General features: G+C 66.8%; 14 protein-coding genes. 4 read left to right on the forward strand and 10 right to left on the reverse strand.

Annotated features, from left to right (window positions below; all coding sequences use genetic code 11):
- Nucleotides 1-95 precede the first annotated feature (95 nt).
- A complete protein-coding gene (locus FHT32_RS19345; protein WP_176666225.1) occupies nt 96-998 on the forward strand; it encodes a LysR family transcriptional regulator in 903 nt (300 codons plus the stop codon).
- A gap of 42 nt (nt 999-1,040) precedes the next feature.
- Here FHT32_RS19345 and FHT32_RS19350 read toward each other — a convergent pair whose 3' ends face one another.
- Genes FHT32_RS19350 through iaaH form a run of 5 tightly spaced genes read right to left on the reverse strand, consistent with a single transcriptional unit; the run spans nt 1,041 to nt 6,875 of the window.
- Nucleotides 1,041-1,727 carry an ABC transporter ATP-binding protein gene (locus tag FHT32_RS19350; RefSeq protein WP_256099065.1) on the reverse strand — a complete coding sequence of 229 codons (687 nt, stop codon included), beginning with the start codon at nt 1,725-1,727 and terminating at the stop codon, nt 1,041-1,043.
- Nucleotides 1,724-3,460, reverse strand: a complete 1,737-nt coding sequence (locus FHT32_RS19355; RefSeq protein ID WP_176666226.1) for an ATP-binding cassette domain-containing protein — start codon at nt 3,458-3,460, stop codon at nt 1,724-1,726. Before FHT32_RS19355 ends, FHT32_RS19350 begins: the two co-directional genes overlap by 4 nt.
- Nucleotides 3,438-4,295 carry a branched-chain amino acid ABC transporter permease gene (locus FHT32_RS19360; RefSeq protein WP_176666227.1) on the reverse strand — a complete coding sequence of 286 codons (858 nt, stop codon included), beginning with the start codon at nt 4,293-4,295 and terminating at the stop codon, nt 3,438-3,440. Before FHT32_RS19360 ends, FHT32_RS19355 begins: the two co-directional genes overlap by 23 nt.
- A 2-nt stretch (nt 4,296-4,297) precedes the next feature.
- Complete coding sequence (locus FHT32_RS19365; protein WP_176666228.1) at nt 4,298-5,449, reverse strand: substrate-binding domain-containing protein; 1,152 nt, start codon at nt 5,447-5,449, stop codon at nt 4,298-4,300.
- Between the two features lie 19 nt (nt 5,450-5,468).
- Nucleotides 5,469-6,875, reverse strand: a complete 1,407-nt coding sequence (iaaH, locus tag FHT32_RS19370) for an indoleacetamide hydrolase (RefSeq protein ID WP_176666229.1) — start codon at nt 6,873-6,875, stop codon at nt 5,469-5,471.
- Between the two features lie 175 nt (nt 6,876-7,050).
- On the opposite strand from iaaH, the gene FHT32_RS19375 reads away from it, so the two are divergent.
- Entirely contained in the window at nt 7,051-7,947 is an 897-nt protein-coding gene (locus FHT32_RS19375) for a helix-turn-helix transcriptional regulator (RefSeq protein WP_176666230.1), read from the forward strand.
- Nucleotides 7,948-8,060: 113 nt separating this feature from the next.
- On the opposite strand, the gene FHT32_RS19380 is transcribed toward FHT32_RS19375, so the two are convergent.
- The 5 genes from FHT32_RS19380 to FHT32_RS19400 are packed head-to-tail and all read right to left on the reverse strand — an operon-like array spanning nt 8,061 to nt 12,393.
- A complete protein-coding gene (locus FHT32_RS19380; protein WP_176666231.1) occupies nt 8,061-8,876 on the reverse strand; it encodes an SDR family NAD(P)-dependent oxidoreductase in 816 nt (271 codons plus the stop codon).
- A 53-nt stretch (nt 8,877-8,929) separates the two neighbouring features.
- Nucleotides 8,930-9,751: an enoyl-CoA hydratase/isomerase family protein gene (locus tag FHT32_RS19385; RefSeq protein ID WP_176666232.1), complete on the reverse strand. Its 822-nt coding sequence runs from the start codon at nt 9,749-9,751 to the stop codon at nt 8,930-8,932.
- Between the two features lie 27 nt (nt 9,752-9,778).
- On the reverse strand, nt 9,779-10,933 hold the full coding sequence (locus tag FHT32_RS19390; RefSeq protein WP_176666233.1) for a thiolase family protein: 1,155 nt from the start codon (nt 10,931-10,933) through the stop codon (nt 9,779-9,781).
- Complete coding sequence (locus FHT32_RS19395; RefSeq protein ID WP_176666234.1) at nt 10,930-11,358, reverse strand: Zn-ribbon domain-containing OB-fold protein; 429 nt, start codon at nt 11,356-11,358, stop codon at nt 10,930-10,932. The genes FHT32_RS19390 and FHT32_RS19395 overlap by 4 nt, the downstream gene beginning before the upstream one ends.
- A 48-nt stretch (nt 11,359-11,406) precedes the next feature.
- Nucleotides 11,407-12,393, reverse strand: a complete 987-nt coding sequence (locus tag FHT32_RS19400) for a tripartite tricarboxylate transporter substrate binding protein (protein WP_176666235.1) — start codon at nt 12,391-12,393, stop codon at nt 11,407-11,409.
- A 191-nt stretch (nt 12,394-12,584) separates the two neighbouring features.
- Between FHT32_RS19400 and FHT32_RS19405 the strand changes: the two genes are divergently transcribed.
- Entirely contained in the window at nt 12,585-13,445 is an 861-nt protein-coding gene (locus FHT32_RS19405; protein WP_256099066.1) for an IclR family transcriptional regulator, read from the forward strand.
- Between the two features lie 38 nt (nt 13,446-13,483).
- Nucleotides 13,484-14,629: an acyl-CoA dehydrogenase family protein gene (locus FHT32_RS19410; RefSeq protein ID WP_026346441.1), complete on the forward strand. Its 1,146-nt coding sequence runs from the start codon at nt 13,484-13,486 to the stop codon at nt 14,627-14,629.
- The last annotated feature ends 16 nt before the right edge of the window (nt 14,630-14,645 follow it).

The raw sequence follows: 14,645 nt of genomic DNA on the forward strand, positions 1-14,645 counted from the left end.
CCGCGAACTCGCAATGCTGTCTCGATGGCGGGAGTGTGGAATCACGCCCTCATCTTGAAAATTGCCTTTTCGAGAAAAAGTCATTACCGTTTGGCATGACTTTCGATCTGCAGCAACTCGTCGCCTTCAACGCCATCGTTTCGTCGGGAAGCCTCGGGCGAGCGGCCGACGCGCTCAACATCACCCAGCCCGCGCTGAGCCGCACGATCCGCAGGCTGGAAGAACAGGCCGGGGCGCCGCTGTTCGAGCGCCATTCGAAGGGAATGCAGCTCACCGACGTGGGCCGCGCGCTGCAGCCGCATGCGCTGCTGCTGCAGCGCGAATCGGAGCACGCGAGCGAGAACATCAAGGCCATGCTCGGGCTGGCGAAGGGCACGATCCGCGTCGGCGCGGTCGGCAGCATCGCCTGCCTCGTGCTTCCTTCGGCCATCGGGCAGACCTGCAGCAAGTGGCCCAACCTCCAGGTCCAGATCATCGAAGGCGTCTGGGACCGGCTGGCGGATGCGCTCGTCTCGCACGAGATCGACCTGGCACTAGGGGTCGAGACCGATGACACGGCCGAGATCGTCGCCGTGAAGGACTGCAGATGGGAAGACACCAGCTACGTCGTCGCTGGCCGCCACCACCCGCTGCGCAGGAAGCGCAAGCTGAAGCTGTCGGACACCCTGGGCGAGCGCTGGGCGATCCTGCCGAAGGGAACGGGCCCGTTCGAGCACATGAAGAGCGTGTTTGCGCGGCAGAACCTGGCGCTGCCCAACGTGGTCGTCGAGACGCGCTCGGTCATGGCGCTCAAGAGCCTGATCGGCCACTCGGGCTTTCTTGGGTGGATGCCGGCGCCGATGTACGACGCCGAGCGAAAGGCCGGGCTGATCGATGCCCTCGACATTCCGGGCGCGAGCGACAGGAGAATCCTGACCGCCTTTCGCAGGCGCGCCGGCATGCTGCCGGGCCCTTCAGTCAAGCTGCTCGAGGAGCTTCGCGCGCTGACGGCAGCGTGAAGCAACGTGAGGCAACATGAGGCACGCCTCGAGCAATGACGCTCACACGACCATGTGCTGCTCGATTCGCTCGCGGCCCAGGGCGGCGAAGCTGCCCTGCAAGACGACCTCTCCGTGATCCAGCACCAGGACCGAGTCGGCAAAGGCCGCCACGAACTCCAGGTTCTGCTCGACGATGATGAATGAATCGCCGGCGGCCTTCCTGCGATTGATCATCGAGGCCATCCGGTCGATGTTTTCCGGCTGAACGCCCTCGGTAGGCTCGTCGAGCATGGCGAGCCTGGCCTTCAGCCCCATGGTCCGCGCGAAGGACAACAGCTTGCGCTCGCCGCCGCTGAGCGACCCCGCCCGCTGGGTAAGCCGGCGCTGGAGCAGCGGAAAGTGCTGGAAGACCTCCTCGTACCGTTCGGCCTTGCGGTCGTCGAGGTGCAGCCACAGGTTGTCCGCCACCGTCAGCTCGCCGAACACGACGTTCTCCTGCGGCGCGAATGCGATTCCCAGGCCGAGCCGGGCGTGCAGCGGCCGGTCGCTGAGCGCCTGGCCGTTCCAGTCGATGTCGCCGCTCGTGAGCGGCAACTGGCCAGCCAGGGCCTTCATCAGCGTGCTCTTGCCGACACCGTTTCGCCCCACGATGGCGAGCGCATGACCGGGCTGGACTTCTCCAGACACTCCACGGACCACGACGGTGTCGCCATAGCCGCATACCAATTCATTGAAGACCAGAGTCATTTGCGACCTCCCGCATACACCGCCCGCACCGCCGCGCTGGCCTGGATGTCCGCGAGCGAGCCCTTGTCGAGAAGACGCCCCTGGTGCAGCACATACACGTCGCCACCCATGGCATCCACCGCCGTGATGTCGTGCTCGATCAGCAGCGCAGCCGCACCGATCTGGCTCACCAGGGTCTTGATGGCATCGATCATCTGATGGGTCTCGCCGGGCGACAGGCCCGCGCAGGGCTCGTCCAGCAACACCAGCTTCGGCTCGGGTAGAAGCGTCATCGCTAGTTCCAGCGCTTGCCGATGTCCTTGCGCCAGCGTGCCGGCCGGAGCATCGAGTTGCGACGCGAGGGCGGGAAACTCTTGCAGGATGTCGGCGAGGAGCCTGGTGTGCCATCCCAGGGGTGCCTGCTTCAGCGTGTCGACGGCAGATGCACGTCCAGCCCAGACGGCCAGCCCCAGGTTCTCGCGCACCGTGAGGTCGGGAAAGACTGATGGCACCTGCATCTTGCGTCCGATGCCCTTGCGCGCCACGCGCCATGCGGACAACCCGCCGATATCGTGGCCATTGAGCGTGACGCCACCGCCGAGCAGCGGGAGCCGACCCGTGATGACGTTGAACGAAGAGGTCTTGCCCGCGCCGTTGGGACCGATGACGCATCGGATACCGGGCCCGCTGAGGGCCAGGGAAAGCCCGTCGAGGATCGTCACGCCCGACTGGGCCGTCTTCACCCCGTCGAGGGTCAAGGAGACGGGCGCCGTGGACGTGGCCGCCTCCTGCCCGGCGGGGGCGGGCGAGTCCGCGCTGCGGCGCGGGTCGGCCCGGCGCTTCAGCAGACCGGCGACCCCGTTCGGCAGGAACAGCACCACGACGATGAAGAGCGCCGCCACGGCGACTTCCCAGTAGAGGAACTGCTCCCGAAGCTCGGCAGACGCGTAGCCGACCACGGTGGCACCGAGCAACGGTCCCAGCGAGCTCCCCTTGCCTCCGACGGCGGCCCAGATCACGAACTCGGTCGAGAGGATGAAGCTCATCACCTGCGGAGTCACGATGCCCTGGTGCGCGGAGAACAAGGCACCTGCCGCCGCGGCGAGCAAGGCGGAGAACGCATAGGCGTTCGCCTTGACGCGGTCTGTTGCATACCCGAGCAGCTGAAGCCGCTCCTCGTTCTGCGCCACCGCTTCCCAGATCACTCCGATGGGGCGGGCCGCCAGCATCGCGAGAACGAGCGTCGTGATGACCGCGACTGCCGCCACGAGCCAGTACAAGGTCTCGTAGCGGGAGGTGCCGGGAATGTCGGGAATGTTCGACATGCCGTTGAAGCCGCCGGTGAGCCCGCTCCATTGCTGTGCCGCCAGGAAGCCCAGCATCGTCAGCGCAAGGGTGATGAGCGAGAAGTAAGGCCCGCTGCGCGAGCTTCTGGCGAAGACCAGGCGCGCGATGACATAGGCGAGCAAGGCCGGCGCCACCACCGCGAGCGGCAGCGCCAGATACAGGGCGGGGATCGACTCCGCGCCCTTGAGCATCCCGCCGAAGAGGTAGGCACCCAGCCCGAAGAAGAGCGCGTGCCCCAGGGGCAGGAACCCGAGGCGCCCCCAGCAGAGGGCCACGCCCTGCGCAGCGATCCCGTAGATCAGGAACAGGGCGATCTGGTACGCCACGAACTCGCTGGACGCGAACGGCAGCACAACCAGAACCACGGCCAGGAAGGCCGCCGATTTAGCGTCGCGAAAAAAGGCCATTGGGCTTGAGCCACAAAAAGAGGATTGAGAGCATCAGCACGACCGCGTAGCCGCTGGTCTGGCCCGCCACGCTGCTGATGATTGCCTGCGAGCCGCCGATGATTCCGACGCCGCCGAACATGCCGCCCAAGGTTCCGAGGCCACCCACGACCAGCACGAAGAAGGCGTCCAGGAGGTAGTCGACACCGATGCCCGGTTCGATGCGGATCAGCGGCGCAAGGAGCACGCCGGACAGCCCGGCGAACACGACCCCGATGACGAACGCCTGCGAAGCGAGCCGCCGGGTATTGATACCCAGCGCTTGCGCAAGAACGGGATTCGCCGTCATGGCGCGCACTCGAAGCCCGGCCGCACTGCGCCGATACCAAAGGAAGAGCCCCGCCATCACGACGAGTGCCAGAACGATCAGCGCCAAGCGATAGGCCGGGTACTGCGAGCCGAAGACCATCATCGGCTCGGTCAGCGTCGATTCGACGTTCCGGTACTCCCTGCCGAAGACAGCTTCGACGAGCTTTCTTAGGAGCATGGCCAGCGCCCAGGTCGCGAGCAGCGTATCGAAAGGCCGTGAATAGAGCGGCCGGATGAGCCAGCGCTCCACCACGTACCCGAGCGCGCCACAGACCACCACCGCCAGGGGAACCGCGGCCACCGGCGGCAGCCCCAGCTTCTGCACCGTCACGACCGAATAGGTCCCGAGCATCACGAACTCCCCGTGCGCCATGTTCATGACGCCGAGCAGGCCGAAGACGATCGCCAGGCCCAAGGTGGTGAGCGCGAGCGTGGCCAGCTCGTAGGCCAGGTTCAGGCCGTGCAGCAGGATGTTGCCGTCGAGCATGGTCAGACCTTGCACGTCTGGCCCGCGCCGACCTTCGGGAAGGTCTTCACCACGCGGAAGCCCTTGTCCGTGACGTCGGCGACGTAGATGTCCTGCTCCACGTGGCGCGCCTTGACGGTCACCGCGCCTCTCGGGCCGTCGTAGGTCGTTCCTTCGGAGGCGGCATCGAGCTTGGCCGGGTCCAGGCTGCCGGCCTTCTTAGCGAGCGCTTCGAGCATCAGGAAGCCTTCGTAGGTCGATTCGGCCAGGCCGTTCAATGCCGGGGCGTTAGCGCCGTTGGCCTTGGCATAGTCCGCAGCGAAGGCCTTCGCCGCGGGCGTGTCGATGTTCGCGAAGTAGCCGGAGCTCGAATAGAGGTTGCGCGCGTTGGCGAAGCCGATGCCCGCGAGGGTGTTCTCCTCGATCAGCGTTCCCAGGCGGATCGCCTTGTCCGAAAGACCGAAGCTCGCGAACGACTTGTTGAAGGTCACCGAAGCGCCGCCGACAAGCGACACGAGCACGGCGTCTGCGCCGCTGTCGCGGATGCGCGCGAGGCTCGCATCGAAGTTGTCGACGGTGAAGGGAAGGTACTCGTCCCCGACCACCTTGGCGCCGGTTTTCTCGATGTAGGCCCTGGCGGTGGCATTGGTGTTCCGACCCCAGATGTAGTCGTTGCCGATCATGTACCACTTGGTCGGCTTGCGTTCGGCCGCCAGCCATGGAATGACAGGCTCCAGCTGCTGCTGCGGCGTCTCGCCCTTGACGTAGGTACCCTTTGCACACTCCCCGCCTTCGTAGACGGGCGTGTACAGGTACGGCACCTGGCCCTTGAACAAACCCACGAGCGCACCGCGCACCGCGCTGTCGTGCATTCCGATGACGGCACCCGCCTTCTGGCCCTTCCAGAGCTTCAGCGCGGCCTGGCCTGCTTCCGCAGGCGCAAGACCCGCATCTCCGTACAGGAGTTCGACCTTGCGGCCCAGCACACCGCCTCGCGCGTTCAAGGCCGTGGCGGCCATCTCGGCGCACGCCTTGCACGACGGACCGAACAAGCCCCCGGGACCGCTCTGGGGAATCATCACGGCCACCTTGAGCGGGTCGGCCGCGAAGGCCGTGGGCAGTGCGGAAGCTGCCCCTGCGGCCAGCGTTGCTTGCAGGAAATGACGACGATCCATGGAATGCTCCTTCGGGATTTCAGTTGGGAGTTGTGAGTTGAGGGGCAGGCGGAAGCGCTGACTGGACGGCTTCGGCAATTGCCAGAAGCCGGCGGTCGGAATCGATGGGGCCGTCGAGCGCGAGGCCCACCGGCAGGTTGTTCGCGAGGCCCAGCGGGATGGTCGCGCCGGGCAACGATGCATTGCTGCCGGGGTCCGTGTTGCGAATGAATGTCCCGAAGGTGGGCTGCTGCGTGCCGTTCAGGTCGACCGTTTCGTCTTCACCGATGCGGGCAGCGACCCGCGGCGTGGTGGGGAAGACCAGCGCTTCGACGCGGTGCGATTCGAATGTCTGCGCGTAGAGCGCCTGCATCCGCGCCCTCGCCTGGAGAGCGCTCTCATAGACATCCTCGGGGATGCCTCCGCCGGTCAGGAGCGTGCCGACGGCACCGCGCACGTCCGGACTGCCCACGGCTGCGATCAGCTCCTCAAGCGTCACGCCGCGCCCGCGCTCCTCGAGATATCTCCGCATGTCGCGCAAGAACTCGAAGAGCGCCACCGGGAAGCCGACACCGGCATTGAGCTCGCTCAGGGCGGACATGTCGATATCCACGAGTTCGGCACCGGCCTGCCGCAGCGTCTGAAGCGCGGATTCAGCCACCTGTTCGAGTGCGGGCTCCAGGTCATTCCAGAACGGACGCCTCGGGACACCAAGGCGCAGCCCCTGGAGCGCCACCTTCATCTGGCCGTCCTTGGCGCCTGTCATCACCTCATCGAGAAGCGCGCAGTCCGCCATGGTGTAGGCCAGCGGCCCTGGGGTGTCGCGAGTGAGCGAAATTGGTGCGATGCCCTGTGCCGACACGCGCCCGACCGTCGGCCGAAAGCCGCTGACCCCGCAGAGAGCCGCAGGCACGCGGACCGAACCGCCGGTGTCCGTTCCGACGGAGGCGGGGACGATGCGCGCGCCGACCACGGCGCCCGAACCTCCGCTGCTGCCCCCGGGGATCCTGGTGCGGTCCCAGGGGTTTCTGACAGCACCGGTGACCGCGTTGTTGGTGGTGATACCGAACGCCAGCTCGTGCATGCCCACCTTGCCCGCGATCACGGCTCCTGCGGCCCGAAGGCGGGCAACCAACTCCGCATCCGCCTGGGGCAGCTTCCCGTTCAATGACGCCGTACCGGCCCCGCAGGCCATGCCGGCCGCCTCGATGTTGTCCTTCAAGGCGATGGGAATGCCGAGCAAGGGGAGGCGCTCGCCGGCGGCCAGACGGCTGTCCGCATCACGCGCTTCTTTCCGCAACGCCTCGGGATCGAAGCTGACCCAGACGTTGAGATCGCTATAGGCTTGCGACCGCGCGATGCAGGCCTCGGCCAGGTCCAGACTTGAAACGGATGCTCCATCGAGGAGCTTGCGAATGGCAGAGAGAGGAAGGTCGATCGCGTGCATGGCTCGTTCAGCGTTTGGTGACGATTCAATGTACGCAGCGGCGTTTTGCCGGGGACCTATAGAAATCGTTAGGGGCCGCTCACCGGGCGGCGGCCTAGGGTCAGACCCGACTGGCGCAAACCACAGCAGTGCCTAGCATTGGCGCCCCGCGCATGAAGCTTGCTTGGAATCGACCATGCACCTCTCCACCATTCAGACCAGGGCCCTTTCGGACCTCATGCGCCTGGTCGCGAACGCGACCGACGGCGACGAGCTGCGCGAGCGCATGGCGCTGCCCATGCTCGACCTCCTTCGTGCGGACACCTACGTGTCGATGGTGTGGGACGGCGAAAGGCAGCGCTTTGGCCGCACGACCGCGCTCAACATGTCCGAGGAGAACCTGCGTTCCTGGGACGATTACTTCCGCTTCGTGGACCCGCTGACCTACCCCATGATGCAGCGCCGCAAGCCCACCCTGGCAACGCAGGTGCTCTGCCAGACCGACCTGTCGCGCACGGAGTTCTTCAACGACTTCCTTCGTCGCGACCGCATGTACTGGGGAGTGAACGTGTATTTCTACGAGCGCGAGCGATGCGTAGGGGACGTTCGCATCTGGCGCAATCGGGAGCGGGGCAATTTCGATACGGGCGAGATCGAGATCCTGAATCTCGTCGAGCCGGCCATCACCGCCGCGCTTTCACGGCTGGGCTGGAAGGAATCCGCGCCCGCCATCGAGGAAGGTGAATCCGCCGAGGCAACGCTGCAGCGCGAAGGACGCCTGAGCAAGCGCGAGGCCGAAGTGGCGTGGCTGGTCAGTTGCGGCTGTCCCGACAAGGAGATCCAGAGCCGGCTCGGCCTGGAGTATCCGACGGTCCGCTTCCATCTGGGCAACGCCTTCAAGAAGCTGCGCGTCGCCAACCGATCCGCGCTTGTCGGCCGGGTTCGGGCCCTGCTGGCGCACCAGGAGCATGGAGGCACCGCAACGGCCATCGCGATGCCCGGCGCGTCGACAGAAGACGCCGCATCTCCTTCCGCATTTGCGACACGGGTGCTCAGGCAGCGCGGCGCGCCACAGCAGATTCGTCCCAACTGATTCCTACGCCACGAGTGTCGTCGGCAGCGTGCCGGCTCGCACGCACCGGCCTCAAAAGCGCTGCGGGACTGGTTGACGGCGCTGCCAGCCGGATGCCATGCAGCTCCGGCCCTTCAGATCATGGCGAAGCCACCCGATGCCCCGATCGTCTGGCCGGTGACGAACAACGCGCGGTCCGACGCGAGGAATGCCACCAGCCCTGAAACATCGTCCGGCCGCGACAGCCGCCCCGCCCCCTTCGAGATCGGATAGAGGTTCACCATCTTCGCGAGCAGTTCGTTGTTCTGAATGGTCGCGTCCGGATGCAGCGGTCCGTCCTTGATGCCTTCATGCGAAACCGCGCCGAGGGCAATCGAATTGACTGTGATCGCGTGCCGCCCGTGCTCGCGCGCCAGCGCCTTGGCAAAGCCTGCGATGGCGGCTTTCGCGCCTGAGTAGACGGCCATGTTGGCCTCGCCGATCCGGCCGGCTTCCGAGATGATGTTCACGATGCGCCCGCGCCTGGCGGCCACCATGCCGGGCAGCACGGCGTGACAGCAGTGGAAGGTGCCGTACACGTTGAGGTTGACGATCTTGGCCCAGTCGGCCACCGCCATGTCGACAAAGGCCGGCGTTCGCCCGCCCTTCTCGCGGCGCTCGGGAATGATGCCGGCGTTGTTCACGAGGATCTGCACCGGCGCGTCGAAGTGCTGCGCGGCCGCATCGACCATGGCCCGCACCTGGTCGGCCTGCGTGATGTCGGCGGGCGCGGCGAGCGCCTTGCCGCCCTGCGCCTCGATCTCGCGCGCCACGGCCTGCGCCCGCTCGGGGAACAGGTCGTTGACCACGACGCGCGCACCTTCGCGTGCGAGTTCGATGCAGATCTGCCGGCCCACGCCCTGGCCGCCGCCGGTCACCAGGGCCACCTGGGATTCCAAACCGAGTTTCATGTGTGTGCTTCCTTGCTTGCTTTTGAATGAGTGAATAAATTGGCGGGCGGGGTTCAGCGCCCCTGGAACACGGGCTTGCGCTTCTCGACGAAGGCGCGCATGCCTTCCTTGCGGTCCTCGCTGTCCACCAGCAGCGCAGCGGCATAACGCTCGTACTCAAGGCCGCTGTCGAGGTCGGTCTGCATGCCGCGGTTCACTGCGCGCTTGACGAAGCGCACGGCCAGCGGCGGCATCTCGCCGATCTGCTGTGCGAGCGCGATGGCTGCCGGGAGCAGTTCGGCGCCCGGCAGTACCTGCGTGACCAGGCCGTAGTCGAGCGCGCGTGCCGCATCGATCTGCGCGGCCGTCAGCATCAGCGCCTTGGCGCGTGCCTCGCCGATCAGGCGCGGCAGCCGCTGCGTGCCACCGGCTGCGGGGATCACGCCCAGGCGCACTTCAGGAAGGCCCAATCGTGCGTGATCGGCCGCCAGCCGCAGGTCGCAGCACAGGGCCAGTTCGAGGCCGCCGCCGAGCGCGACACCGTTGATCGCCGCGAGAATGGGCTTCTCGAATTCCTCGATGCCGCGAAACAGGTCGTGCGTCGCCTTCTGTGCGACGAAGAAGTCGGTGGCGCAGATCTGGTGGTCGGCGCGTTCCTTGATGTCGGCGCCGGCGCAGAAGGCGCGTTCGCCAGCGCCCGTGAGCACCACCGCGCGCACGCGCTGGTCGGCACGGGCCAGTTCGAAGAATGCGCGGGCGAGGTCGGGCTTCATCGTGCCGCCCAGCGTGTTCATGCGGTCGGGCCGGTTGAGCGTCACGACAGCCACGTGGCCTTCGACGCGGTAGGTAAGCGTCGAGAGTTCGACGTGGTCGGGGCGGTTGTTTTCTTCAGGCATGGTGGTTCCTTGCGAGTTCTTGCTCTGTCATGCCGTGGCGCGGGAAAGGACGTGCGCGACGGCCACCGACCCGAGCCCGATCATGTGGGCCATGCCCCAGCCGGCACCTGCGTGCTGCCGGTCGCCTGCCTCGCCGCGAAGCTGCCGCGTGATCTCCGCGATCTGGCCGATGCCGGTGGGACCCAGCGGATGCCCCATGCCGATGAGGCCGCCCGATGCGTTGATCGCGCAGCGCCCGCCGATCTGCGAGTCGCCGCGCAGCAGGTATGCGGCGCCCTCGCCCTGTTCGCACACGCCGATGGCTTCGCTGTAGAGCAACTCCTCCACCGAGAAGGCGTCGTGCAGCTCCAGCAGGTCGAGCCGGCTTGCGGGAATCGCCGCCTGCTCGAGCGCTGCGCGGGCACTGGCTCGCACGAGGTCGACCGCCGCTGCGCCGTAGGAGGTCTCCGGGGTTTCGCTGCACGCGGCCGACGCGCGCACGCGCACGCAGCGCGCCGCATCCAGGCCCAGCCGGCGCAGCGCGCGGCCCGACACCACGATGACGGCCGCGGCACCTTCGCCGCGCGGGCAGCATTGCTGCACAGTCAGGTCGCCCGCCACCAGCGGCGACGCGAGCACCTGTTCGAGCGTGCGCGGCTTGCGGAACTGTGCGAACGGGTTGCGCGATGCGTTGCCGTGGTTCTTCACCGCCACCTGCGCCATCGACGCCGGGTCCGCGTCGCGCTCGCGCAGGTAGGTGCGGGCCATCATCGCGAACTTCACCGCGGGAACGTTGGCCGTCTCGCTCAGGCGGGCGAGGCCTTCCTTGTCGGCCGCGCGCCGGGCATCGCCGTGCTTGTCCACGCCCACCGCCAGCACCACGTCGCTGACGCCGCGCGCCACCTCCATGCACGCCTGCCGGAAGGCGAAGGAGCCCGATGCCGATGCGTTCTCGACCTGCGTGACCGCCAGCCCGCTCGATCCGAGGTGCCGCAGCATCACGCGCCCGGCCGCCATGCCGATGGAAGTGGTGCCCACGTAGGCGCTGTTCACCTGCGGCCAGGCCAGCCCCGCATCCGCCAGCGCGGCGCGCACCGCAGTCAGGCCGAGGTGCGTGTAGGGCGTCTCGCTCGGAAACTGGTAGGCATGCATGCCGATACCGGCCACGTACACGCCTTCGTTGTCGTCGATCCAGTTGCTCATCGCGCCGCCCCCTCTGCCGCGACGAAGCGGCAGGCGAAGGTCTCGCCGCCGGGCTGCGCCACGCCGATGGCGCGCAGCGCCATGCCGACACGCAGGGCCGACTCGTCCGATCCAGCGATCACGCCCTCCTCGATGAGCCCGTCATCGATGAGGATGTCGGCGGCGATGCGCGGCACTTCCATGCCGGGCAGCAGCGGCACATGCAGCGTGACGTACTCCAGCAGCTTGCCGCCGCCGGGACGCGCCACTTTCTCGGCGCCCTGCAGCGGATCGCCGCAGTGGCTGCAGCCGGGCACGTTGGCGGGAAAGACGAGCTTGCCGCACGCCGGACATTGCGCGAAGAGGAACTCCAGCGACTCGCCGTCGGGCGCGAGTTGGTAGAGCGTTGGATGCTGTGGCTGGAGGCCACGCAGGTCAGTGGTCATGGGGCTGATTTCCTGGTTTTGAAAAAAGGTCGGCAGGCGACGCGCGGACTACTCCAGCTTGGCGCCGGAGTTCTGAACCACCTCGCGCCAGCGCGTCATCTCGGACTTGACGAAAGCGTCCAGCTTCTCGCCGCGCATGCCGCGCATCGGCACGCTGCCGAACTTCTCGGTGGCAGCCAGAAGCTCGGGATTCACGATGACTTCCGCCATGGCGTCGGCCAGGCGCTTGACGATGGCAGCGGGCGTCTTCGACGAGACGAACATGGCGCCCCATGCGCTCGACTCGGCGCCGGGGTAGCCCAACTCGGCGACGGTCGGCAGGTCGGGTGCGCTGCCCAGGCGCGACTTGCCGGTGACTGCCAGCGCCTTGAGCTTGCCCGACTGCACGAAGGGCAGCACCACGGCCGCGTAGTCGAAGGCCAGGTCGAGGTTGCCGGAGATCAGGTCGGTCAGCGCCGGGCTGCTGCCCTTGTAGGGCACGTGCGTCATCTTGATGCCGGCGGTCGTCTGGAAGAGCTCCGCCGTCAGGTGCGTGGCCGTGCCCGCGCCCGCCGAGCCGAAGTTGAGCTTGCCGGGGTTCTTTTTGGCGTACGCCACCAGCTCGGGCACCGTCTTGAACGGCTTGTTCGGGTTGATGACCAGGATCAGCGGCGACTCCGACATGCCGTGCACGGCCGTGAAGTCCTTGACCGGGTCGTAGCGCACGTTCTTATAGAGCGCGAGGTTGGCCGCGTGCGTGCCCTGCGTGCCATAGATCAAGGTGTAGCCGTCCGCCGGTTGGCGTACCGCGTATTCCACGCCGATGGAGCCGCCGGCGCCGGGCCGGTTGTCAACGATCACCTGCTGGCCGAGCTTCTCCCCCAGCTTGAGCGCAAGCAGCCGGGAAGTGTTGTCGGTGATGCCGCCCGGAGGGAACGGCACGACAAAGGTCAGCGGCTTCGAAGGCCAGCCGTCAGCTTCGCCGGCCGCATGCACGGCAGTGGCTAACAGGAGCGCGCTGCTGGCAGCGGCGAGGGCTTTGAGGAAGGTTTTCAAGGGTTGTCTCCGGGTTTTGTGACGCGATTCGATTGCGTTTTTTCTACGAATAGACGTAGACTACTTCAACCCCTCGTTGTTTGACAACCTTGTTTTCTCCCTCTCCGCAGGAAATTTTCGATATAAATCGCCGGCAAATGCATGAATCCCGTAGCTATGATCGATAACTTCTACGACCTATCGGAGGATCCATGCCAACCATCGTCCCTGCAGCCGCCCGCACGATGACCCTGCTCGAAGTCTTTGCGCGCGAAAAGCGCGAGCTGTCCAACTCGGACCTGGCCCGCCTCATGGACCTGCCTGAGAGCAGTTGCTCCGACCTGCTGCATACGCTGCACGAGCTGGGCTATCTGCTGCGCACCGCGCGCAGCCGGCGCTTCTATCCGACCGCGCGCCTGCTGACGGTGGCCAAGGAGATCTCCGCGAGCGACCCGCTGTACGCCGTGGGTGCCGAGGCCTGCGAACTGCTGCGCGACCGCACCGGCGAGACCGGCCTGTGCGGCAGGCTGGAGAACGGCGTCGTGAAAGTCATCGCGCTGAGCGAAGGCCGCCACGCGCTGCGCTACATGCAGCACGTGGGCGACAAGCTCGCGCTGCACGTCTCCGCCCTCGGCAAGGCGATCCTCGCTGTCGGCACCCCGGAAGAGGCGGCGCGCCAGCTGCGCCTGAAGCCGCTGCGCGTGCTGGCCTCCGGCACGCTCACCGACCTGTCCGAACTCGAAGCGCAGGTGGAGCGTGCGCGCGAACAGGGCTGGATCTGGGTCGAGAACGAAGGCAGCGAAGGGCTGACCGCAGTGGCCGTGGCCGGCCAGATCGGCGGCGAGACGCTGGCCCTGTCGGTGGCCGGGCTCACCCATCGCATGCGCGACCAGCGCGAGCGCTGCCTGGAGGCGCTGCAGGAGGTCAAGGCCATCGTCTTCCGCAAGCAGGCCGCCGAGGGCGCCACGCGTGAGCAGCCGGCGACGGCATCGGCCTCTTCTTCTCCGGCTTCTTCTTCCTCTTCTTCCTCTTCCCGCCGCGGCACCAAGGCCTCGCCTCCCGCAGAGCCTTGAGCACCGCCCATCTTCATCACCAACAAACAGGAGACAACGTGTACACTCAGACTGCAGAACAAGCCATGCTGCGCGACAGCATCCGCCGCTTCATGAAGAGCGAGGTCGCGCCCATCGTCGCGCGCCACGACCAGGAGAAGACCTTTCCCTTCGAGCTGCTCAAGCCCTTGTCGGAGTTCGGCTACCTGGGCGGCCGGCTGTCGGAAGAAGAAGGCGGCATGGGCCTGGACCAACTCACCTGGGCGATGCTGATGGAGGAAGCGGGTTACGCCTGGCTCTCGCTGCGCACGATCCTCAACATCACCAACGCGGCGATCAACAAGCTCGCGGCCGAGGCCACGCCCGCGCAGAAGGAGCGCTTCCTCAAGCCGCTGCTGAACAATGAGCGCCGCTGCTTCAGCGCCATCAGCGAGCCTGGCACGGGCTCCAACATCGCGCAGGTGCAGACCCGCGCCGACCTGCAGGGCGACCACTACGTGCTCAACGGCCGCAAGCTGTGGATCACGAATGGCGCCTTCGGTGACTTCGGCATCGTCGTGGCGCGCACCTTCAGCCCCGACTGCCAGGGCCAGCTCTCCACCTTCCTGGTCGAGAGGGATGTTTCCCCCTATGAAATGCGCCGCGTCGACACGATGGTGCTGCGCAGCACCGGCACGGCCGAGCTGGGCTTCGACAACGTCAAGGTGCCGCGCGAGAACTTGCTGGGCGAGGAAGGCGGCGCACTCAAGAAGATGCTGATCGGCCTGGACAGCGCGCGCGTGAACATCGCGATGGGCGCCGTGGGCGCCGCGCAGTCGGCGCTCGACCTCTCCATCGACTACGCGCGCACGCGCACGCAGTTCGGCAAGCCCATCGGCAGCTTCCAGCTGGTGCAGAAGCTGATCGTCGACATGACGATCCGCGTGGAGGCCGCACGCGCGCTGGGCCTGCGCGCCGCCGCCGCACTCGACTCGGGCCATGACGCGCGCACCGCCGCGTCCATCGCCAAGCTCTACGCCACAGAAGCCGCCCACGAGGTGGCCAGCATGGCACTCCAGGTGCACGGCGGCCTGGGCTACGCCACCGATTACCCCATCGAACGAATCTTCCGCGACACCCGCGGCGGGACCATTCCGGAAGGCACGACCGAAGTGCAGACGCTGATCGTCGGGCGCGAGATCCTCGGCATCTCGGCCATCGCCTGAACGCCGCGGGAGTCGC

The sequence above is a fragment of the Variovorax sp. SG517 genome, assembly GCF_013376045.1.
Classification (GTDB): Bacteria; Pseudomonadota; Gammaproteobacteria; order Burkholderiales; family Burkholderiaceae_C; genus Variovorax.